This is a genomic window from Rhodococcus sp. HNM0569, from assembly GCF_012726205.1.
Classification (GTDB): Bacteria; Actinomycetota; Actinomycetes; order Mycobacteriales; family Mycobacteriaceae; genus Rhodococcus_F.
Window position 1 is genome coordinate 78994 of the sequence record NZ_JAASAE010000007.1, and the last position, 20984, is coordinate 99977.

At 65.9% G+C, this 20984-nt stretch carries 21 protein-coding genes; 12 read left to right on the top strand and 9 right to left on the bottom strand.

The features are described from left to right. Positions 1–119: 119 nt before the first annotated feature. Positions 120–1715: an acetyl-CoA acetyltransferase gene (locus tag HCA44_RS11615; RefSeq protein WP_169648722.1), complete on the bottom strand. Its 1596-nt coding sequence runs from the start codon at positions 1713–1715 to the stop codon at positions 120–122. A 118-nt stretch (positions 1716–1833) separates the two neighbouring features. Here HCA44_RS11615 and HCA44_RS11620 point away from each other — a divergent pair, with 118 nt between their 5' ends. After that, entirely contained in the window at positions 1834–2244 is a 411-nt protein-coding gene (locus HCA44_RS11620) for an SHOCT domain-containing protein (RefSeq protein WP_169648723.1), read from the top strand. Positions 2245–2256: 12 nt separating this feature from the next. Here the strand turns inward: HCA44_RS11620 and HCA44_RS11625 are convergent, their stop codons facing one another. Next, positions 2257–3147, bottom strand: coding sequence for a LysR family transcriptional regulator (locus tag HCA44_RS11625; RefSeq protein ID WP_169648724.1), 891 nt, complete (start codon positions 3145–3147; stop codon positions 2257–2259). Positions 3148–3220: 73 nt separating this feature from the next. Between HCA44_RS11625 and HCA44_RS11630 the strand changes: the two genes are divergently transcribed. The 3 genes from HCA44_RS11630 to HCA44_RS11640 are packed head-to-tail and all read left to right on the top strand — an operon-like array spanning position 3221 to position 6162. Beyond that, the gene (locus HCA44_RS11630) at positions 3221–4186 is read left to right on the top strand and encodes an EamA family transporter (protein ID WP_169648725.1); all 966 of its coding nucleotides are present in this window, start codon (positions 3221–3223) and stop codon (positions 4184–4186) included. Beyond that, positions 4173–5450 carry a MurT ligase domain-containing protein gene (locus tag HCA44_RS11635; protein ID WP_346764685.1) on the top strand — a complete coding sequence of 426 codons (1278 nt, stop codon included), beginning with the start codon at positions 4173–4175 and terminating at the stop codon, positions 5448–5450. The genes HCA44_RS11630 and HCA44_RS11635 overlap by 14 nt, the downstream gene beginning before the upstream one ends. Beyond that, the gene (locus HCA44_RS11640) at positions 5443–6162 is read left to right on the top strand and encodes a glutamine amidotransferase (RefSeq protein WP_169648727.1); all 720 of its coding nucleotides are present in this window, start codon (positions 5443–5445) and stop codon (positions 6160–6162) included. Before HCA44_RS11635 ends, HCA44_RS11640 begins: the two co-directional genes overlap by 8 nt. A gap of 13 nt (positions 6163–6175) precedes the next feature. On the opposite strand, the gene HCA44_RS11645 is transcribed toward HCA44_RS11640, so the two are convergent. Continuing rightward, entirely contained in the window at positions 6176–6535 is a 360-nt protein-coding gene (locus tag HCA44_RS11645) for an Rv2640c family ArsR-like transcriptional regulator (protein WP_169648728.1), read from the bottom strand. A gap of 95 nt (positions 6536–6630) precedes the next feature. On the opposite strand from HCA44_RS11645, the gene HCA44_RS11650 reads away from it, so the two are divergent. The 8 genes from HCA44_RS11650 to HCA44_RS11685 all read left to right on the top strand — a co-directional run bounded on the left by HCA44_RS11650 (position 6631) and on the right by HCA44_RS11685 (position 15243). Beyond that, positions 6631–7104 (top strand): ArsI/CadI family heavy metal resistance metalloenzyme, encoded by a 474-nt coding sequence (locus HCA44_RS11650; protein WP_169648729.1) that lies wholly within the window; start codon positions 6631–6633, stop codon positions 7102–7104. A gap of 649 nt (positions 7105–7753) precedes the next feature. After that, complete coding sequence (locus HCA44_RS11655) at positions 7754–8476, top strand: Sua5/YciO/YrdC/YwlC family protein (protein ID WP_169648730.1); 723 nt, start codon at positions 7754–7756, stop codon at positions 8474–8476. A gap of 67 nt (positions 8477–8543) precedes the next feature. Then, positions 8544–9659, top strand: a complete 1116-nt coding sequence (locus HCA44_RS11660; protein WP_169648731.1) for a hypothetical protein — start codon at positions 8544–8546, stop codon at positions 9657–9659. Next, entirely contained in the window at positions 9656–10849 is a 1194-nt protein-coding gene (locus HCA44_RS11665; protein WP_169648732.1) for a putative PEP-binding protein, read from the top strand. The genes HCA44_RS11660 and HCA44_RS11665 overlap by 4 nt, the downstream gene beginning before the upstream one ends. 82 nt (positions 10850–10931) lie before the next feature. After that, the gene (locus HCA44_RS11670; RefSeq protein WP_169648881.1) at positions 10932–11387 is read left to right on the top strand and encodes a YbhB/YbcL family Raf kinase inhibitor-like protein; all 456 of its coding nucleotides are present in this window, start codon (positions 10932–10934) and stop codon (positions 11385–11387) included. Then, a complete protein-coding gene (locus tag HCA44_RS11675) occupies positions 11384–12559 on the top strand; it encodes an MFS transporter (RefSeq protein ID WP_169648733.1) in 1176 nt (391 codons plus the stop codon). Before HCA44_RS11670 ends, HCA44_RS11675 begins: the two co-directional genes overlap by 4 nt. 1 nt (position 12560) lies before the next feature. Further along, the gene (locus HCA44_RS11680; RefSeq protein ID WP_169648734.1) at positions 12561–14048 is read left to right on the top strand and encodes an aldehyde dehydrogenase; all 1488 of its coding nucleotides are present in this window, start codon (positions 12561–12563) and stop codon (positions 14046–14048) included. A gap of 19 nt (positions 14049–14067) precedes the next feature. Beyond that, complete coding sequence (locus tag HCA44_RS11685; protein ID WP_169648735.1) at positions 14068–15243, top strand: pyridoxal phosphate-dependent aminotransferase; 1176 nt, start codon at positions 14068–14070, stop codon at positions 15241–15243. 295 nt (positions 15244–15538) lie between these two features. On the opposite strand, the gene HCA44_RS11690 is transcribed toward HCA44_RS11685, so the two are convergent. From HCA44_RS11690 to recR, 6 genes are all read right to left on the bottom strand, one after another. Further along, positions 15539–16546 carry a zinc-binding alcohol dehydrogenase family protein gene (locus HCA44_RS11690; RefSeq protein WP_169648736.1) on the bottom strand — a complete coding sequence of 336 codons (1008 nt, stop codon included), beginning with the start codon at positions 16544–16546 and terminating at the stop codon, positions 15539–15541. Positions 16547–16594: 48 nt separating this feature from the next. Next, entirely contained in the window at positions 16595–17197 is a 603-nt protein-coding gene (locus HCA44_RS11695) for a TetR/AcrR family transcriptional regulator (protein ID WP_169648737.1), read from the bottom strand. A 79-nt stretch (positions 17198–17276) separates the two neighbouring features. Continuing rightward, a complete protein-coding gene (locus tag HCA44_RS11700) occupies positions 17277–18230 on the bottom strand; it encodes a calcium/sodium antiporter (RefSeq protein ID WP_169648738.1) in 954 nt (317 codons plus the stop codon). A gap of 57 nt (positions 18231–18287) precedes the next feature. Further along, positions 18288–19721, bottom strand: coding sequence for an MFS transporter (locus HCA44_RS11705; protein WP_169648882.1), 1434 nt, complete (start codon positions 19719–19721; stop codon positions 18288–18290). Between the two features lie 93 nt (positions 19722–19814). Further along, positions 19815–20372 (bottom strand): TetR family transcriptional regulator, encoded by a 558-nt coding sequence (locus HCA44_RS11710; protein ID WP_169648739.1) that lies wholly within the window; start codon positions 20370–20372, stop codon positions 19815–19817. Further along, positions 20369–20977, bottom strand: a complete 609-nt coding sequence (recR, locus tag HCA44_RS11715) for a recombination mediator RecR (protein WP_169648740.1) — start codon at positions 20975–20977, stop codon at positions 20369–20371. The genes HCA44_RS11710 and recR overlap by 4 nt, the downstream gene beginning before the upstream one ends. Positions 20978–20984: the final 7 nt, after the last annotated feature.

The following is a 20984-nucleotide window of genomic DNA, read 5'->3' on the forward strand; positions in this document are numbered from 1 at the left end:
CCGAATCATCCGATGTGTCGAGCTCCGGCCTACCGCCCGGGGCTCGCCTGCGGGTGCGCAGACGAGTCGGCGATGACATCCGATCCCGGGTCCTGACCTGCGTTCGCCGGCCCGCTTCGTCAGTTCGCGGCCTGCGCCGCGTGCAACTCGTCCATGCGGGCGTCGGAGGTCGCGACGCGGTTGCCGTGGTCGAACGACCGGACGTAGACGCGCTTTCCGATCGGCTCGCCCGTGGTGAGCAGCGTGAGGATCTCGTCGTCCTCGTCGGTGCCGAGCGCGACGAACCGCTCGTGCGTGTCGTCGAGGCGGCCGACGACGATGCCAGTGCGGGCACCACTGCGGTCGTGCTTGACCGTGTAGGTCTCGATCGTCGCCCAGCCGTCGGCCCGGTCGACATTGGGCACCGCGGGCCACGCGTCGACCTCGGCCTGCAATGCGTCGCTGCGGTCGGTGCGCCACGGAGCCGGAGTCGTGGAATAGATGCCTGCGGAGTACTTGGACATCGTGCCGCCGTTGGCACCGACGAATCCGAATGCGCCGGGGCGGCTGCGGCACAGTGCGACGGTCTCGGCGATCGCGTGCATCGAGTAGTTGTTGCCCGCGCCGCCGAAGAACGGCAGGCCGCCGGTGACGGTGAGGCCGCGCGGGTCGTCCGCGGAGAGTTCGAGGCTGTCGGCGATGTTCGACACCGCGATCGGAAAGCAGCTGTACAGGTCGAGTGTCGTGAGCTGCGACGGCTGCAGGCCCGCAACCTCGAGAGCGTGTCGCGCCGCCATCACCGACGCCGGGCCCGACGACATGTCCTGCCGATCGAAGAGATCGCGTTCGCGGAGGTCGGCGTGACCGTGCAGGAAGACCCACTTCTCCTGCGGCACACCGAGTTCGCGCGCCGCCTCGACGGAGGTCACGATGACCGCCGCGCCCTGGTTCACCTGGTCGCGCGCCACGACGAACCGCGTGTACGGGTCGGTGATCGGACGGTTGCGGTCGGAGGGCGTCGTGAGTTCTTCGGCGGTGCGCTCGGTGGGTGCCGACGAGTGCGGATTGCGCGCAGCGACGCGCGTGAACGGTGCGAACAGCTCGCCCATCGACCGCGCGTACTCGGCACGGTCCACGCCCAGTCGCGCGCGTCGCGCGTTCTCGATCAGCGCGTACTGGCTCGGCATGTCGACGAGGCCGTGCTTGAACGCCGCCTCCGTCATGAGTCCTTCGATGCCGTGCCCGCGGTCCTCGAGGTCGCCGTCGACCGTCTCGTCGAAGTCCGGCTTGTCCGAGGCCGCCGCGAAATGCCGGGCCGTCGAAATCGCTTCCGAACCGAACACGACGGCGACGCGGCCGTCGCCGTGGGCAATGGCCGACGCGAGTTCGGTGACCAGATGCTGCGGTCCCTGCCCGCCGACGACCTCGAGGATCGCCCGCGCCGGCTGCGTCCCCACACGCTGCGCGACCGAGCGCGGAAAGTTGTTCGATTTGCCCAGCGGCGCCGGAAGGCCCGGGACCGAGATCTCGAACTGCCGAACACCGGCTACGGTGTCGACCGCCGACGCCACCGCGGCCGCGTCCGCACCCGTGTCGGACAGGGCCTCACGCACCGCGTGCGCGGCCAGATCGACCGACGACAGCGCCCGATAGCCAGGGTCCTCGACCCGCTCGCTGAACTGCCCGACGCCCACCACGACGGGTGTCCGGGGGTCGATATCGGATACCGAGGTCATGCCCAACTCCTCCCACGACTGCTGCTGGCGGGAGTGTAGCGGCCGACGACAACAGCAGTGATCGCGGATTTTCGCCGTTCTGCTTCGTGGGACGCACGCACGTGCCATATTCGGCACCATGGACACGTACCTCGACTCGTTCTGGGACTACCTGTGGCTGATCATCGTGATCTTCGCCTTCGTCGCCTATCTGATCGTGCTGTGGTCGATCATCACCGACCTGTTCCGCGACAAGGAGTCGTCGGGCTGGGCGAAGGCGGTGTGGGTGATCTTCCTGTTCATCCTCCCGTTGCTCACCGCCCTCGTGTATCTGATCGTCAAGGGCCGCGGCATGGCGGAGCGCGCCGAGAAGGACGCGAAACAGATTCAGGCCGCGCAGGATTCGTACATCCGGGAGGTGGCCGGCACGACACCCACCAGCGAGATCGCCAATGCCAAGGAGCTTCTCGACTCGGGCGCGATCTCGCGCGAGGAGTTCGAGTCGCTCAAGGCACACGCCTTGCGCAAGACCGCGCATCCCAGCAGCTGACGCGGCCCCGCGTCAGCGCACCCGGGCGACCGCCGTCCGGAACGCCTGCAGCACTCGCCCGACGGCGGGGATCCGATCGGATTCCGGCCGTCGGGCGAGTTCGTATATGCGTGCGGCGCGCACGCCTGCGAGCGTGCGGACGGCAACTCCCGGATTCGTCACCGAGTGCCGCGGCAGCAGCGCAACCCCGTGCGCCGCGGCGACGAGTTCCTCGATGATGCGGAAGTCGTTGATACGGTGCACGACCCGCGGCTGCACCCCGGTGGCGGCGGCCACCGACAACAGGACGTCGTCGACCGGAAACCCGCCACGCACACTGATCCAGCTCTCGTCCGCGAGCTGCTCGAGACGCACCGAGTCCTGCTGCGCAAGTGCGTGCCCGGGCGGGAGGATCAAGTCGATGGGTTCGCGCATGAGCGCCTCCGCGCGCACGCGCGCCGACGAGCTGTCCGCCGCGTACTCGTCGCGGTGGGTGAGCACGACGTCGTAGTCGGCGAGCAATTCGGGTACGGCCGACGCGGGCACGTCCTCGTCCCTCGCCTCGAGGTCCACGCCACTGCCGTCGAGGTCGGTGAGCACCGCGGGCAGCAACAGCGCCGCGCCGGAGGGGAACAACGCGGCGCGCACCCTGCCGTACGGCGAACCCCGGTACGCGGCCATCTCGGCCCCCGCACGCTCGACCGCGGCGAGCACCTCGTCGGCCCGCAGCACGAGCGCACGCCCCGCATCGGTGAGCCGAAGGCGACGTCCGTCCGGCTCGAGCAACGCGATGCCTGCTTCGCGGCCGAGCACCTTGAGCTGCTGAGACACCGCCGACGGCGTCATCTGCAGTGCCGCGGCGACGGCCGCGACGGTGCCGCGGTCGGCGAGCTCACGCAGGATGCGCAACCGCTCGACATTCATGAAGTAAAACTACACGAATGGTCCATCTATATTCGCTTGTCCTGGATCGTTCGAGCAGCCGACGATGGGCTCCATGACTGCTCGCGACCGGACGCTCGCCCTCACCGTCGTCGTGCTGTGGGGACTGAACTTCCTCGCGCTCCGCGCGGGCCTCGACCACTTCCCGCCGTTCTTCTTCGCGGCACTGCGGTTCCTCGTGATCGCGGTGCCGGTCGTGCTGTTCGTCCCGCGGCCCGACGTCCCGACGCGCTGGCTCGTCGGCTACGGCCTCGGATTCGGCGTCGGCCAGTTCGCGTTCCTGTTCTGGGCTATGGACGCCGGGATGCCGACCGGGCTCGCGTCGGTCGTGCTGCAGTCGTCGGCGCCGTTCACCGTCGTGCTGGGTGCGCTCCTGCTTCGCGAGCACCTCAGCGCCGCACAGGTGGCCGGGCTGTGCGTCGCGGTGGCCGGGATGGCGCTCATCGGCTGGGACCGCGCGCACCACGCCGCGCTCGTGCCGGTGCTCCTCACTCTCCTCGCGGGACTGTCGTGGGCGTTCGGCAACCTCGCGAACCGGCAGGCAGCGTCGTCGCAGCCGATGCGGTTGATGCTGTGGATGTGTGTCGTGCCACCGCTGCCGATGCTGGCGGTCTCGGTCGCCGTCGAGGGCCCCAGGGCGATCGGGCGTTCCGTCACGACCGCATTCGACGCGTGGCCCGCGCTGGCAGGCCTCGCGTACACCGCGGTGATCGCGACGATCGTCGGCTCGGGGCTGTGGACCGCGCTCATGAGCCGCTACCCCGCGAGTTCGGTCGCCCCGTTCTCACTGCTCGTGCCGGTCGTCGGCATCGCGGCGGCGTGGGCCGTGCTGGGCGAGCGGCCGTCGCTGCTCGCACTCGCGGGTGCCGTCGTCGTGATCGTCGGTGCGACGGCCGCCACACCACGCACACGCAGGCACATCGCACCTGCGCCGGTCGGCGCGGGGCCCGCGCTCGGCGATGTGGTGCAGGTGGGCGTCGGCTCCGGGGCTGTGCCAGACTCGCCCCGTGGGAACCAGTAGTCCAGCACGCACCCGGCACCACGTGGAACTCGGTCTGCGCGCGCGGCTCGCGCTGCGCGCCGCGGCCGCCGCGTCGTGGGCGTCGCGCACCGCGGGCCGCGGCAACGGGTCGATGATCGGCGGCCTCGTCGCCCTGCGCATCGCGCCCGACATGCTGACCCAGCTCGGCCGCGGCAGGCGAACCGCGATCGTCACGGGCACCAACGGCAAATCCACCACGACGCGGATGACCGCCGCCGCTCTCGCGACCCTCGGAGAGGTGGCGACGCAGGCCGACGGCGCCAACATGGACGCGGGCATCGTCGCCGCGCTGCAGGCGCGCATCGGTGCGCCGATCGCGGCGCTCGAGGTCGACGAACTGCACGTCCCGCACGTCGCGGACGCCGTCGAACCCGAAGTGCTCGTGCTGCTCAATCTCAGCCGCGACCAGCTCGACCGCGTCGGCGAGATCAACATGATCGAACGCAAGCTGCGTGCGTGCGTCGACGCGCATCCCGACGCCACGATCGTCGCCAACTGCGACGACGTCCTCGTGGCCTCGGCCGCCTACGACGCGAAGAATGTCGTCTGGGTCGCTGCAGGCGGCGGTTGGGCGAGCGACGCCGCGAGTTGCCCGCGCGACGGCGAACCGATCCTGTGGGACGGCGAGACGTGGCGGTGCGAGGCGGGCGATCTCGTACGGCCACAGCCGGACTGGTGGCTCGACGACGACACACTCTACGGCCCGGATGGTTTCACCGCGCCGCTGAAACTCGCGTTGCCGGGCAAGGCGAACCGCGGCAATGCCGCGCAGGCCGTCGCGGCTGCCGCCGCAATGGGCGCCGATCCGCACGGCGCGGTGGCCGCCGCGTCCACCGTGCAGGAAGTCGCAGGCCGGTACAGCACCGTCGAGGTCGGCCCGCACTCGGTGCACATGCTGCTCGCCAAGAACCCCGCCGGGTGGCAGGAAGCCCTCGCGATGATCGACCCCGACGCCGACGGCCTCGTGATCGCCGTCAACGGGCAGGTGCCCGACGGCGAAGACCTGTCGTGGCTGTGGGATGTGCGGTTCGAACACTTCGAGAACACGAAAGTCGTTGCGGCAGGCGAACGCGGCACCGACCTCGCGGTGCGGCTCACGTATGCGGGCGTCGACCACACCCTCGAAGCGGATCCGTTGAAGGCCATCGCGTCGTGCCCGCCGGGGCGCGTCGAGGTGCTCGCCAACTACACCGCCTTCCGCGACCTCAACACTGCGATCGCACGGGAGGTGCGCAATGCCTGAAGCACGCGACTCGGCGGTCCGGATCGGGCTCGTGCTGCCCGACGTCATGGGCACCTACGGCGACGGCGGCAACGCACTGGTGCTGCGGCAACGGCTGCGCATGCGCGGCTACGACACCGAGATCGTCGAGATCACTCTGAACGACCCGGTGCCGTCGTCGCTCGACCTCTACACGCTCGGCGGCGCCGAAGACTATGCGCAGCGCCTCGCGACGCGTCACCTCACGCGCTATCCGGGGCTGCAGGAAGCCGCCGCGCGGGGAGTCCCCGTGCTCGCCATCTGCGCGGCGATCCAGGTACTCGGACACTGGTACGAGACGTCGAACGGCGAACGCGTCGACGGCATCTCGTTGTTCGACGCCACGACGGCGCCGCAGGACGTCCGCGCGATCGGCGAGGTGACCACCACACCCACTCTCGACGGACTGACCCAGCCGCTCACCGGATTCGAAAACCACCGGGGCGGAACCACGCTCGGCTCCGGTGCCCGACCGCTGGCGCGTGTGCGCAGCGGCGTCGGCAACGGCGCGGGTGAGCCCGTCGAGGGCGTCGTGCAGGGCTCGGTCCTCGGCACCTACATGCACGGCCCCGTCCTCGCACGCAATCCCGAACTGGCCGACTACCTGCTGGCTCGCGCGCTCGGTGTCGACGCACTCGAACCGCTCGAGCTGCCCGAGGTGGACAAGCTGCGCAGGGAACGACTGCGCGCCTGATGATTTCGACCGGTCAACGGCAGCAGTTCGGATCGAGCACGACGCGCAGCGCGTCGAGTGCCTCGCCGCGTGCGCGATGATGGACGTTCATACCCCGGCGTTCGGATTCGACCATCCCGGCCTTGCGGAGTTGCGCCAGGTGGTGGCTGACCGTCGATTCGCCGAGACCCACCCCGATCGCGAGATCGCACGTACACACCGCGCCGTCCGTCGTGGTGAGCAGAATCGACATGAGCTTGACACGCGTCGGGTCGGCGAGCGCTTTGAGGCGCAGCGCAAGCTCGAGGGCGGCGTCGTCGCTCATGGGCGCCGCGGAGACGGGCGCACAGCAGATCGGCCCGGACACGTCGACCGCGGGGAGCGTTTTCGGCATGGTTCCGACCATACCCATCGATCTTGACTTATGCCGAAAAGGTGGCAGGCTACCGACTGTCACTAGTTCGACGTATATCGCAAAGGTTGGTTCTCATGTCACGCGCACAACTCGCCCTCAACGTCGACGACCTGGAGCACGCGGTCGCGTTCTACTCGAAGCTCTTCGCCACCCAGCCCGCGAAAATGCGACCCGGCTACGCCAACTTCGCCATCGCCGAGCCGCCACTCAAGCTCGTCCTGCTCGAGAATCCCGGCAAGGGGGGCACGCTCAACCATCTCGGCGTCGAGGTCGAGTCGAGCGACGAGGTGCACGCCGAGATCGCCCGATTGACCGACGAGGGCATGTTCACCGAGGAGGAAATCGGCACCACGTGCTGCTTCGCGACACAGGACAAGGTGTGGGTGACCGGTCCGGACGACGAGAACTGGGAGGTCTACACCGTCCTCGCCGACTCCGACACGTTCGGATCGAGCCCCCAGCACCTCGACGGCCCGCAGACCACGGCCGGCGTGTGTTGCGGCACCGCGTCGGCTGCCGACGAGTCCGCCGAGAACAGCTGCTGTTGACCGATCAGGACAGCTCCGGCGTCATCGGCTCGCCGAGCGGGCGGTTTCAAGAGCATCACGCGAGTAGAAATCTGCGAAACCGCCCGCTCGCTGTCGATGCTTGCCCACCATTCAGGCGATGCACGGAATTGCGACCCTCGTACGGGAACACCGCGACCGTTCCGCGGCCGACTTCGTAGGGATCCCTCACATATTCTCGTGGTGGGATCCGCATCAAACCGATCGAGTAATGGTGCCATCGAGGCCGGTCTCGGCTCGACTCTCGATCCAATTGGACGATCCAGTCAAAACGGATATATCAACCGGGATCAGATCTCAGTTGCGGGCGCCCGCTCGCACCCCTTCTACCGCCTTGGAAGTCGAGGGTCAAAATATGAAATTGTGGCGCACGTCACCGCCCCCGGCGTTGCGCTGGCAATAAGGTTGCATATAGCGTTTCTTCGCTTCAGTCGAATGAGCTGAACTAACGGGCAATGAACCGGGGGGTTCGATAAATACGCTGCAGCAGCGTCGCCTTAACAAGGCCAACATCTCGACGCGCATACGGTCGCCTGATCGCAGATTCAACCAGATCAAACGACACAAGCTGCCTGCCATGGCTCGCGCATTCACGACTGGAAATAGCAAGCAATCTCGAATCATATGAACAATGGGGGGAAATGTGTTCAACATCCGGCTATACGACGCGGAAACCCGGGCATACGCCGTCGATCTGCTCAAAAACGATGGCGTGATTGTCGCGCCCAGCGTGACAAATTACGGAGTGTTCTGCTCCGCAACGAGCGCTACGGCAATCGCGCGCATTTTCGAGATGAAGGAACGGACAAAATTCGGGCCTCTTACATTGGGAATCGGCGATCCCGGCGAAGCTCGAACCTATGCTGAAATTCCTCCGGAATTCTCCGATCAAACCATCTCCGAACTCCTGCTTGGGATGACGACCACCGTCTTCTTCAAGGCGCCGGCCGCGCACAAATTCCCTGAGCAGATGACAATGGGGGCTCCCACGGTCGGACTCTTCTGCCACGGAATCAGTCCGATGTTCGAGATCGGACGCGACTTCGGCCCGATCGCATTGACCTCGTCCAACATTTCAGGGACCGGTGGACCGCAAGTCACCCGCGAACAGGCAATTGACGACCTCGGTCGCCACGCCGACCTTGTCATCGACGGCGGCCCCATCGTATGGGATGACGCATCGGGTCCGTTCCAGAGCAATACAGTCGTGGACTTCTCCTTCGATCCACCACATCTGGTACGTCCGGGTCGCTTTGCGACAAGTCGTCTACAGTCTATGTTCCCAACCCTGGTCACCGATCCGAGTGCCTACAAGAACGTGCTGACCCAACGCATGGGCGAGGTGCAGCTGTGATGGTGCTGCAACTCCTGCCACACGCTATGCGGGCGATGTGATGGAGGCACGGATTCTGCTCGTTGGTATGGGTGCCGACATCGGTTCTAATCTCCTATATCTGTCGGCCACCGCGGGTGCCGATCACCCGATCACTGATGTCCTCACCAATCCCATCGACACCGATGACGGCCGAACACTCGTCGGAAACTCACTGCAGGAACTGGTTGCGCGCCTCGTACTCTCCAATCCACAGCTGATCGGCCGAGTCGTTACCGACCCGAGTAAATCGACGATCCAGATCGACAGCGCGATTTTCCGGATCCACTTTCAAGCTTTCGAGGACGACCTGGAGCAGCTCGGTCACTTCGATCTCGCGATTCTTGCGACCAGCCGCCGACACGTCCGGTCACAAGAACACCTCGCAAGACTCGAGGCAATCGCCGACATCGTGGTGGGCGTTGCCGAGAACGCGAACCTTCCAGCCTTGTATCCATCCTTGCTCACCGCAGACCCAAAGCACTTCCAGCTCGCCCGTGCAACCACCGAGCGCCTACCGACAGGCAGCTACGCGATGGGAAGCTGCCAATGCGTGGGCTGGACGACCGGGCTGCGAGTCCTCGCAGACTACTGCTCATCACGCGGGATGCCGGTCACCGACGTCTTGGTGCACAGCGAGGTCGACATCGTGCATCCCGACACAGCGTCATCGAGCTTCGGCACCAAACGAGTCGGCTCGCGTACCGAGGACGCTCGTGACAACTTGCGGCCCGGCACCTCGCAAGTGGCGGACTCGATGGGGCGATTCGCTCCCGCAACGTCGTACAACGCCGTCTCCCTTCGTGTGTTGACCCAGCCCCCGGGCTACCAGGTACAGCGGTTCTTCGTCCGTCACCCCGACGTCGATCGGGCAGGTATCGAACAGGCCGCTCGTGCACTGGCCGACCGGGAACCGGCGCTATTGCACGTTTCTGACTCGCCGATCGGATCACGAGCCTATTCGTCGCTGCACACCTCGACAGTGCTAGTGGCGACAAAACACCATATGCGCGTACAGCAACTCGGCGACATCAGCGAAGTCGTGCTACAGGGGTTTGTGCACAACACACGCGGATACTGCGCAGCCATTCTCGATGCTATCGACCGAGTGCTCGGCGGTGACAACGTCACTGTAATCGATTCACATCTCAACGGGGGATCATGACTATTCAGATCGAACCGCTCTTCGAAGAGCGATTTCGCGGGCTCGTAGTAATCGCACCGGAAGTTCCGCTGGTCGGCGCCGTCGTCAGCTCGGTCGAGGAATCGATCGGGAACAACAATTGTGTCCTGTTCACTTCACGCCTTGACTTCGCCCTCGTCAACCGAATTCTGGATTCCCAGTCCATCGGCGCAGTGATCGTGCACGAAGAGGACTTCGCCGATCACGCCCGGAAGATGCTGCACGAAGCCGGCATCGGGCTCGTTGTACACGCCGATGCCGAAGCAATCGGCAATGGCGCGGGCCGGTGCCTCATCGACTCCAGCGGTTTGACCGTTGTCGAAGATGGTGTACCGATCAGTGCTATCTGCTCCGTGATGAATGATCGAAATCTGCAATCGTATCAGCGGTACGGAATCACATCACTCGGATACTTCAGGTTCAAATTCTGCCTGTTTCAGCTGTTCAGTGAGGAAAGTTCCGCCTACAACAACCCAGCACGGATCGAGGAATTCCTCCTCGAACGCCTGGTCGCTGTCGGTCAGCAGCATTGGACATCGATTCGGTGCGTACTCTCGGATCCGACCACCGCCGAACTGGCCGAGATGGGTGTTGACGTTTCGTCGGAGACAAATCCTGACATGGGCTTGCGAGGCCCGCGGGTCATGGACCGGTGGGTTTCGGAACTGAACGCCATCCGACGGTTCCAAGAGCAGAGCGATCTCGAAGTCGAAATCTGTGCACCTTTCGTGTCGACCGTTGAAGAATACCGGGATTTCGTTGCGCTGGTCGACGAGGCAGGAATTGATCTGGAACAGGTGGGTCTCGGCTTCACGTTGGAGGTTCCGGCGATCGCTGACTGCCTTGACGGGCTGTTCGGCAGTTCCCGAGTCGATTTCCTGGGTATCGGCACATCGGACCTCTTCGCTTTGTACAACGGGGTGGATCGCAACAACTCCGCGCTGAAGGTGACCCCCAACAGCCCGGCCAACATCAGACTGCTTCGACGGATTGTCGACCAGGCCGCGATTCACCGAGTCCGTATGTTCGTCTGCGGAGATGTCCGCCGTGACGAGACTCTGATGACTGAGCTGATCCAGGCCGGTGTCACCGAGCTGATCTCCTCTGCCCGTGCGGAGGAACTCATGTCTGTGACCCGCCTGTCTGCATCCAAAGCTCCGAACTGGAACTGACCTATTGATAGATGAATGAAGGAGTTGTTGGGTGAGTAAAACTATTGATGTCCGAATCGGGTCGGATTCGGGACGGTTTGTCATGGAGGGGGTACATCTCAGTGGTGCTCTTGGCGCGGGTGGAGACGATGTTTCCCCTCGCTTGACCTGGTCTGCTCCCCATGGTGTAGACGTTGCCTCCTATGCGGTAACTGTGTACGACCCTGATGCTCCGACCGGTTCGGGGTTCTGGCACTGGGGAATCTTCGATGTTCCTGCCGATTGCACGGAGCTGGCGCAGAACGCCGGAGCCACCGGGTCGAGTGCGAAGCCTGCCGGGGCCAAGGAGGTCCGCAACGATGCGGGATTCCTGGGCTATGTCGGTGCCGCGCCTCCGCCCGGACACGGTCCTCACCGGTACTACTTTCGCGTGCATGCTCTCGATGTGCCTGCGCTCGAACTGTCGGCGGATGCCAGTCCCGCGTTTCTCGGCTTCAGCATCTGGCTGCACGAAGTGGCGCGGGGCGAGTCGATGGTGACCTACGAGGCCACCGCGTGAACGCCGACCTCTCGATAGGGCGCACCGTTGCGCCCGTTCCGACGTCGGTCAGGCCCGTCGCGGGCTTTTGCGTGCTCCTCGCTGTCGCAGCCACGCTCGCTACTGGTCAACTGTTCGGCTACCTTGCGTTTCTTCCTCAGCTGAAGGAGCGTTTCGGCGACGAAGCCGGACTCGGAATGCCGCTGTTCGCAGGCGGATATGCGCTGGGGATGATCGTGTTGGGCTCGCTGGCGGGAAGACTGGGCGCCCGCCAGGTACTCGTCGCAAGTTTGGCCCTCGGTGGTCTACTCAGTATCGTCACCGCCTGCGCGCCAGATATCTCGCTCCTCTTGGGACTGCGATTTGCCGAGGGTCTGGTATTGGGCGGCTTCCCGCCGGCAGCATTCGTGGCCTCGGTCCAGCGGGTCCCCAAGGAGAAGATCCTATTCGCTAACTCGGCCATGGCATTCGGGCTGCTCGGTTCGGCCGGCGTCGCCGGTCTGGCCTCCCACGGCCTCGCCTCAACTGTCGGATGGCGTACCGGCGTTGTGGTCTACGGCGCGTTGCTGTTGGGCGCGGCTGGGATCGGCTTCCTTCAGTCCGGGATCGCGGCTGGACAACGGGGCCCTGTCCATCCATATCGACTCGTCGCAATTGAGCTGACCGGTTCGGAAGTGGCATTCAGCGCAGGATGCGGTGCCTTGACCATGGCGACGTTCGTCACCGCGAACGGACTCGCTCAGCAGAGCCCGCACTCGATAGCGTCACTGGTGGTCGTGTTGACGATTGTTCTCACCTTGCTTGCACTGGCGAAACACATCGTTCGGCGCCCGGCCGACCTTCGCAGAACGTTAGGCTTGGTGCTCACGCTCAGCGGTGCCGTAGTGGTGCTGTTCGCTGATAGTCACGTGCTCGCTGCACTCTCGCTGGCGACGATCGGAGCGACCCTGACAGTTCCTGCGTCGATCCAGCAGGTTGTCGTCGGCGCACGAAGGGCGGTTCCGGTAGCCGTGGCTGTCTTCACCTGTTCGCTTTTCGTCGGCGGTGCTCTGGCCGGCTTGGTCGTCACCGGCCTGGTCGACTTCGAAATTTCCACATTGGCCCTACTGCTCGTGTTCGGGCTGGCTTGTGCTGAAATCGCGGCGCTGATTCGTCGAAGCAGAACCGAGCGGGCCACGAGAGGAACCATCTGAGATGACCGACTACGAGCAGCGGGCACCTGGATGTTTCATCGATGGCAAACGGGTCCATGGGACTGGTCCGGGCGTCGTCGTCCGCAGTCCCTGGAGCGGTGAGGATCTACTCACTCTGTCCAGTGCGAGCCGTGAGGATGTCTCCCAGGCTGTGGCGGTGGCACAAACTGTCTTCACAGCGTGGCAGGCGACGACCGCGGGTGAGCGCGCCGAGCACCTGATGAACTTCGCCGCACTGCTCGATGAGCATGCGGACGAACTGGCGGAGCTACAGGTTCGCGAGAACGGCAAACTTCTCAAAGAGATGGCCGGTCAGGCAAAGCTATTCGGCGATCACCTGCGCTATTACGCCAGCTTGCTCCGTATGCCATGCGGATACGTTGTTGAGCCGCCTATCGGTGGAATGCGAGTCCACACCGAGCGGGTACCGCTCGGCGTGGTCGCTGCGATCACACCCTGGAACTCACCGTTGAATCTGCTGCTCTGGAAGCTCGGGCCCGCGCTCGCAGTCGGCAACGTGGTCGTGATCAAGCCGTCCGAGATCACACCCCTGTCGACTCTGCGACTCGCTGAACTGGCCACGCAGGCCGGTCTGCCGCCGGGCGTCGTCAATGTGGTGACCGGCGCCGCCGGGCCTGGCCAGTATCTGGTCGAGAACCGTGCGGTGGCCAAGGTGGCATTCACTGGATCGTCGGCTGCGGGCGAGCAGATCGCGCGCGCGGCCGCGATCGGGCTTCGGCGCGTATCACTGGAACTCGGCGGAAAGAGTGCCAACGTGGTCTTCGCCGACGCCGACCACGAGCAAGCAATCCGCGGCACATTGGCCGGAATATTCGGTGCATCAGGTCAGACCTGCATGGCGGGCTCGCGAATACTTGTAGAGTCTCGTGCCCTTCCCGTCTTTCTCGAACGACTCGTCGAGACCGCAGACAGGATGCGCGTGGGCGATCCGTTCGACGACACCACTGATATGGGACCGATCGCCAGTGCAGCGCAGCTGAGCAAGATCGAGACGATGGTCGACGCCGCAGTGGCAGCAGGAGCGACGTTGCGAGCGGGAGGATGTCGCGCACAGGTCGAGCAGTTCCCGAACGGTTTGTACTACCGTCCGACAGTGTTGTCGGACGTAACACCCGACATGCCGATCTTCCAGGAGGAGGTATTCGGACCTGTAGCGTGTGTCATGCCCTTCGATGACGAGGACGAGGCTATCTCGCTCGCGAACGACACCCGCTTTGGTCTTGCTGCGGGAGTCTGGACCTCGGATCGTGCTCGCTCGGACCGCATGGCGAGCCAACTCCGGGCGGGGACGGTGTGGGTGAACAACTACCGTAAAGTCGCCTACAACGTGCCATTCGGCGGCATCGGAATGAGCGGGGTCGGTCGGGAGAACGGCTATCAATGCCTCGACTCCTACACCGAGACCAAATCGGTCTGGGTCGACCAAGGACTCGGTATCCGCGACCCGTTCAACCCCCGAGCACGATAACGATAAGGTTCTTCAGCAGATGATCAGCAGTAGAATTCGCACGATCCAGCCGTCAGCGACCCTAACCGTCGACGCCCGTGCAAAAGCCATGCGCGAAGCGGGCATCGATGTCGTCAGCTTCGCAGCCGGAGAACCAGACTTCGACACACCCACAAACGTCGTCGAGGCCGCAATTCGTGCAGCGTCTGAGAGCCGGATACAGAAGTACAGCCCCGCTGCTGGCCTGCCGGAGCTGCGGTCCGCGGTGGCCGCCGACAGCAACGCCACTGTGGGCAACCATTTGATCGGCGCAGACAACGTGCTCATCGCGAACGGTGCGAAGCAGGCGATCTTCTCCGCCCTCGCGGGCATAGTAGAGACCGGCGATGAGGTCCTCCTGCCAGCGCCGTATTGGACCACCTACCCAGAGCTGATCGGGTTCTTCGGCGGGTCCGCCGTACCGGTCAGTTCGAGCGCGACGCCCGGCAACCTGCCATCTGTAGCCGACCTCGAAGGCGTTGTCACCGACCGGACAAAGGCAATCGTGTGGTGTTCGCCGTCCAACCCGTCCGGTGCGGTCGCTGATGCCGAGCACACGCGTGAGGTGTTCGATTGGGCTAAAGAGCGTGAAATGTGGATCCTGTCCGACGAGATCTATCGGAAGCTCTACTACGGGACTGGCACGATCCCGACGATGCGTGCTCTCGGCTGCCCTGGCTATTCGAGGCTAGTTGTCGTGGACGGCGTATCGAAAACCTATTCGATGACTGGCTGGCGAGTGGGTTGGCTGCTCGCTGACGAAGAATTCATCCGAGGTGCTGCGCGTCTGCAAAGCCACATGGCCTCGAATGTCAGCAATGTGGCCCAGGCGGCGGCAACCGCAGCTCTCCAAGGCCCGCAAGACGCCGCGAAGGACATGCTGGAGTCGTTCCGGCATCGACGTGCCCTGATAACGGAAGTCCTGCAGTCGATTCCCGGAATCCGCCTTACCGAGCCCGACGGCGCATTCTATGTGTTCCCCGATGTGCGTGATGCAGCCCAACGGTGTGGTGCAGCTTCCACCCAGGACCTCGCGATGCGCCTAGTGGATGAGGCGCGGGTCGCGGTCGTTCCAGGCGAGGCCTTCGGATTCTCCGGTCATCTTCGCTTGAGCTATGCCCTAGCTGACAACCAACTCGACGCGGGGTTGCGTCGGATCGTCAAAGCGCTGACATGACAGCTTGCAAGCGGAGCGAAGGTAGCTTGTGTCCTAACCACGCCATTTCGTGTGTGTTGGTTCCTGGTCACGCGTGAGCGCACTGCCCGGTCCGGCGTTGAGACACATGAGCAGCTACTACCGACTCCGCACATCAACAGCGCTGATCGGCTTCGTCGCGATCAGGTTCTCGGTAAGGACGTAGGACAATTCGGCTCGCCGAGCGGGCGGTTTCAAGAGCATCACGCGAGTAGAAATCTGCGAAACCGCCCGCTCGCCGTCGATGCTGATGGTCCGACGCGCGCCGGGGCGAGAGTCATACCCTCTCCACGACCACCTTGCCCACCATCGAGCCGGTCTCGACCATCGCGTGTGCTTCGCGGATCGTGTCGGCGTTCAACGGCGACAGTGTCTCGGTGATGTTGGTGCGCAACACTCCTCGATCGACGAGGTCGGCCGCTCGGCTCAACAGCGCATGCTGGGTCGCGCCCTCGGGCGCGTACAGCGGTTCGGTGAACATGTACTCCCACATCCAGGTCTGGCTCTTGCGTTTGAAAGGCGTCATGTCGAGGCCCGACGCGTCGTCGATCGCGACGACCGCGCCACGCACCTTCAGGTGCTCCGCGTAGGTCTCGATGTTGCCCGCGGAGTGGTTCGAGAACACGTAGTCGAGGCCGTCCGGCGCGACGCGCGTCAGCTCGTCGCCGAGCCCGCGGTGGTCGATCACGCGATGCGCCCCCATGTCGTCGGCGAGGGTGCGGGACGCATCCCGCGACGCGGTCGCGATCACGGTGAGCCCGGTCAGCTGGCGGGCGAGCTGAATCATCATCGTGCCGGTGCCCCCGCCACCGCCCATCACGAGCAGCGTTCCCGTATCCGTCGACGTGACCCGCAGCCTCTCGAACAGCGCCTCCCACGCGGTGATCGTGGTGAGCGGCATCGCGGCGGCCTCGGCGAAGGTGAGCGAACTCGGTTTACGACCGACGATGCGCTCGTCGACTACCTGCCGGTCGGCGTTGCTGCCCGGCCGCGCAATCGAACCCGCGTACCACACCTCGTCGCCGACGGAGAACGACCGGACGTCCTGGCCGGCCTCGACGACGATCCCGGCGGCGTCGTAGCCGAGCACGAGCGGCCCGTCGGCCGCGTCGAAACCGGTGCGACGCTTGGTGTCGACCGGATTGACCGACACCGCACGCACCTCGACGAGCAGATCGTGCGGCCCGAGAGGCGCGAGCGGCAGATCGATCTCCCGGAACGAGTCCGGGGCGTCCACCGGACCGGGAGTGAGGGCGGCGACGGCGCGGGTCGAAGCGGTGCTCATGAGTCGACCGTACGCAGCGCACCCGGGCGTCCGCGCGCAATCGCAGTCTCAACCGCGTTCCTGCGCCGCGATCGCCGGACCCATCCAGCGGGTCAGATATGCGCGCATGCCGGCGTCGTCGCGGGCCGGTGATCCGGGCGAGACGAAGAAGGACTGCATCGTGCGCAGCACGAACTCGACCAGATCACGCAGCGACTCCTCGTCGTAGCCGTGCTGTGCCCAGTCGACGTCGAAACGCCGGATCATGGTGACACCGAACTCGCGGGCCTCGGCGGACGTGAGGCTGTCGGTGTGCGGATCGGGGCCCGACAGCAACAATCCGAGATGCGGTGTGCGGCGCACCTCGTCGAGCGTGAAGATCACGGCCTCGGTCATCGCCTCGACGGGATCGGTGAGCCCGTGCACGTGCCGCGCGAGCCGGTCGAGGAAGGCATCGACGGACGCGATGCCCGCGGCGCGCATCAGGGCATCGGCGCTCGGGAAGTATCGATAGACCGTCTGGCGGATGACACCGAGCGATTCGGCGACGTCGGCGATGCCGATCTGCGAACCGGTGCGCGAGATGAGGTCGACCGCGGTGGCGACGATGCGCCGCGACGCCTCGGCGTCGTCGGCAGGCGGGCTCCCGCCCCATCCCCGTCTGCGTGCCACTTTCCGCTTTCCTCGACCGGATTTCGCGCTGCTCACTCGATTCGCGCTGGACCAGCGCCGACGCTATCACAGCGATAGGTCACATCTGGCCCGCGATCAACGCGCCCAGGTACACGCAGTATGCGAGGAAGAACACGGTGCCCTCGCCGCGCGCGATGCGACGGCCGGTGAGGAAGGCGGGGACACAGACCAGCGCCGCCGCGACCATGATCGGCAGGTGCACGCGCACCACGTCGTCGGGGATCTCGACACCGTCGCGCGCCACGACGAGCGTGATGCCCAGGATCGCGACGATGTTGTAGATGCTCGAGCCGAGGAGGTTGCCGACGGCGATGTCGCGGTCGCCGCGCAGCGTCGAGACGAGCGTCGTCACCAACTCGGGGGCGGACGTGCCGATGGCGACGACCGTGAGGCCGATGACGGCGTCGGACACCTCGAACGCGCGCGCGAGGTCCGTGGCACCCGCGACGAGCATGTCGGCGCCGACCACGACGAACGCGAGGCCGATCACGAGCAGCACCCCGTCGACCGCGGTGCGGCGGTGTGGCGCGAACTCGCCCGCGTATTCCGCGCGCACGGCAGCCGATTCGCTGCGTCCGGTGCGCACGAGCAGCGCCGTGTAGACGACGGCGACGACCAGCAGCACGACGCCTTCGGCCGCACCGAGCACGCCGTCGAGGCTCAGCGCCCACAACAGCACTGCCGCGACGGCCATCACCGGGAGGTCGAGACGCAGTGTGCGCGTGTCGAACACGATCGCGCGCACCGCGGCGCTGCCGCCCAGGATCAGCAGGATGTTGACGATGTTGGTGCCCACGATGTTGCCGACCGCGAGCCCGCCGTGCCCCGAGAGGGCCGAGTCGACGCCGACCGCGAGTTCGGGCGCACTGGTGCCGAGCGACACGATCGTAAGGCCGATCAGCATCGGGCTCACTCCGAGGGCCGCCGCGAGCCGCGACCCGCTGCGTGTGAGCACCTCGGCGCCACCGACCAGCGTGACGAGACCGAGCACGACGGCGACCACGGACGGCACGAGACGACGCTAACGCCCGGGGCACCCCCGCGCAGCGCATCCGGCGCCGCGAGTCGGTCAGGCGGGCAGGACGTCCGACGCGTCGGCCTGCCCGCGGCCGGCGACTGCACGCGGCATCCCGGGGATCGCGAGCGACGCCACGAACACGACGACCGCGAGGACCGCGCACACCGCGTACGCGAGGACGAACCCGTTGCCGCCCGCGTGCGCCGCGAGTGTGGAGGCGACCACGGCGCTGCACAGTGTCGTGCCCATCGTGCGCAGCAGGACGTTGACGCCGTTCGCGGCGGCCATCTGTGTCTGCGGCACGACCGGAATGAGCAGCAACGGCAGCGTGCTGTAGGCGAGCGCGGTGCCGATCGCGGTGACTGCGAGGGCGGCGACGACACCTGCGAGCGGCTTGTCGGTGATCATGTGGATGCCGTATCCGACGACGAGCCCGACCGCGCCGGTCAGCATCGTCGCCTTCGGACCCCACCTCTCGGAGATGCGCGCACCGACTTGCGAGAACACGATCATCGCGATGCTGAGCGGCAACTGGCACAGCGCGGCCGCGAGGATCGAGAGCCCGTAGCCGGGGCCGTCTGCGGTGGTGGGCGCCTGCAGCATCTGGGTGGTGACGAGCGCATTGCCGTAGAAGGCGAACCCGACGAACAGCGCGACGAGGTGAGGCAGCAACACGGCCCGGCGCACCGACGCGCGCAGGTCGACGAGCGCGTCGCGTGTGCGCAACTGCTGGATGCCCCACACCACGAACAGCAGCAGTGACGACGCGAGCATCGACAGCACCGCGGGGCTCGTCCACCCCCACGTGCTGCCCTGGGTGACGGGCACGAGCAGCGCGACGAGCGCGGCCGACAGCCCGACGGCGCCGACGCCGTCGAACCGGCCGCCGGTGCGAATCGGCGATTCGGCGATGCACACACCCGTCGCGACCGCGAGCAGGACGCCCAGCGCACTCGTGATCCAGAAGACCATGTGCCAGTTGGCGTATTCGACGACGACGGCCGCGAACGGGACGCCGAACGCGGTGCCGACACCGAGCGTGGAACTGAGCGTCGCGATGGCGCGATTGACCTTCGCGGCCGGCAGTTCGTCGCGCAGGATCGAGATGCCGATGGGGATCACGGCGGCACCTGCACCCTGCAGCGCACGGGCGGCGATGAGGACGCCGATGTCGGCGGAGAGCGCACATGCCAGCGAACCGCAGGTCATCGCGACGAAGGCGACGAGCAGCATGCGCTTCTTGCCGTACATGTCGGCGAGCCTGCCGAAGATGGGCGTGACGACCGCACCGACGAGGAGCGTGGTGGTGATGAGCCACGACGCGGCGGTGACGGTCGAGCCGGTGAGCGCGGGCATGCTCGGCAGGAGCGGAACCATGACCGTCTGCATGACGGCCTGGAAGATCCCGCCGACGGCGAGGATGGGGAACACGAAGCGTGACGCGGCGCGCGCGGGTGCCTCTCGGCGTTCCGGCGCGAGCGTCATCTTCTCCCCTGCGGACGAATCGGACATGGTTGGTAAACAGACGTTCACCAACCATAGGTGAACGCGTGTTCACCTCGCAAACCGACGCGGGGTTCAGCCGTCGAGCAACTGCTGCAGCACAGGCGCGTAACGCGCGACGACCTCCTCCGGGGTGCCCGTCGCGTACTCGCGCAGCATGCGACGGCGCATCACCGCGAGACCCGTCATCATCGACATCGCCAGCTCGGCCCGGAGCCGCGCATCGGGCCCCGGCAGCCGCTCGGCCAGCGCGTCGATCATCTGCGCCGAGTAGTTGGCGCGCAGCTTGCTGCTGCTCTCCTCACTGCCACCGCTCATGAACAGGATGCTCATCGACAACGGCTGGTGCGGTTCCTTGGGCCGGGCGAACAACGTCACCATGTGCTCGCCCAGCCGCTCCAGGGGCGCCTCGAACACGCGCTCGGCGGCCACCGTGAAGTCGACGAGCTGGTCGAACAGCTGCTCCTTCGACCCGAAGTACTTGATGATGAGCGGTGCGCTGACGCCCGCCTCCTCGGCGATCTCCTTGAGGGTGATCTCCGCGTAGGGGCGCGAACCGAACGCGCGGCCCGCGGCGTCGAGGATCAACGCCCGCGTCTGTTCGCGGGTGCGCTTGCCACCCTCGACGGTCACAGCGCGCGCCGTCCCGCGAGGGCGCGGCCGAGCGTGAGTTCGTCGGCGAACTCGATGTCGCCGCCCATCGGCAGACCGGACGCGAGGCGCGTGACCTTCAGCCCCGGGAAATCGCGGAGCATGCGCGACAGGTAGGTCGCGGTGGCCTCACCGACGGTGTTCGGATCGGTCGCGATGATGACCTCCGCGACGTCGACGCCGTCCTCCTGGTTGCCGATCCGGGTGAGCAGCTCACGGATACGCAGTTGATCCGGCCCGACGCCCGCGAGCGGGTCGAGCGCACCCCCGAGCACGTGGTAGAGCCCCTTGAACTCGCGGGTGCGCTCGACCGCCTGCACGTCCTTGGGTTCCTCGACGACGCACACGAGGGTGCGGTCGCGGCGCGGATCGGCGCAGATGCGGCACTCGCGTTCGGCCGCGACCGTGCCGCACACGACGCAGAACTGCACGCCGTCACGCACCTTCTGCAGTGCGCCCAGCAGCCGATCGATCTCGGGCGGCTCGACGCCGAGCAGATGGAACGCGATGCGCTGCGCGCTCTTGGGCCCCACGCCCGGGAGCTTGCCGAGCTCGTCGATCAGATCCTGGACCGGACCCTCGTACACCGTGCGC

Coding starts and splice junctions, on each gene's coding strand:
- HCA44_RS11670 (WP_169648881.1), top strand. CDS start 10,932: ATGGAGGGGGTACATCTCAGTGGTGCTCTTGGCGCGGGTGGAGACGAT.
- HCA44_RS11615 (WP_169648722.1), bottom strand. CDS start 1,715: ATGACCTCGGTATCCGATATCGACCCCCGGACACCCGTCGTGGTGGGC.
- HCA44_RS11685 (WP_169648735.1), top strand. CDS start 14,068: ATGATCAGCAGTAGAATTCGCACGATCCAGCCGTCAGCGACCCTAACC.
- HCA44_RS11705 (WP_169648882.1), bottom strand. CDS start 19,721: ATGACGCTCGCGCCGGAACGCCGAGAGGCACCCGCGCGCGCCGCGTCA.
- HCA44_RS11665 (WP_169648732.1), top strand. CDS start 9,656: ATGACTATTCAGATCGAACCGCTCTTCGAAGAGCGATTTCGCGGGCTC.
- HCA44_RS11655 (WP_169648730.1), top strand. CDS start 7,754: ATGGGGGGAAATGTGTTCAACATCCGGCTATACGACGCGGAAACCCGG.
- HCA44_RS11680 (WP_169648734.1), top strand. CDS start 12,561: ATGACCGACTACGAGCAGCGGGCACCTGGATGTTTCATCGATGGCAAA.
- HCA44_RS11690 (WP_169648736.1), bottom strand. CDS start 16,546: ATGAGCACCGCTTCGACCCGCGCCGTCGCCGCCCTCACTCCCGGTCCG.
- HCA44_RS11620 (WP_169648723.1), top strand. CDS start 1,834: ATGGACACGTACCTCGACTCGTTCTGGGACTACCTGTGGCTGATCATC.
- HCA44_RS11650 (WP_169648729.1), top strand. CDS start 6,631: ATGTCACGCGCACAACTCGCCCTCAACGTCGACGACCTGGAGCACGCG.
- HCA44_RS11640 (WP_169648727.1), top strand. CDS start 5,443: ATGCCTGAAGCACGCGACTCGGCGGTCCGGATCGGGCTCGTGCTGCCC.
- HCA44_RS11645 (WP_169648728.1), bottom strand. CDS start 6,535: ATGCCGAAAACGCTCCCCGCGGTCGACGTGTCCGGGCCGATCTGCTGT.
- HCA44_RS11660 (WP_169648731.1), top strand. CDS start 8,544: ATGGGTGCCGACATCGGTTCTAATCTCCTATATCTGTCGGCCACCGCG.
- HCA44_RS11625 (WP_169648724.1), bottom strand. CDS start 3,147: ATGAATGTCGAGCGGTTGCGCATCCTGCGTGAGCTCGCCGACCGCGGC.
- HCA44_RS11630 (WP_169648725.1), top strand. CDS start 3,221: ATGACTGCTCGCGACCGGACGCTCGCCCTCACCGTCGTCGTGCTGTGG.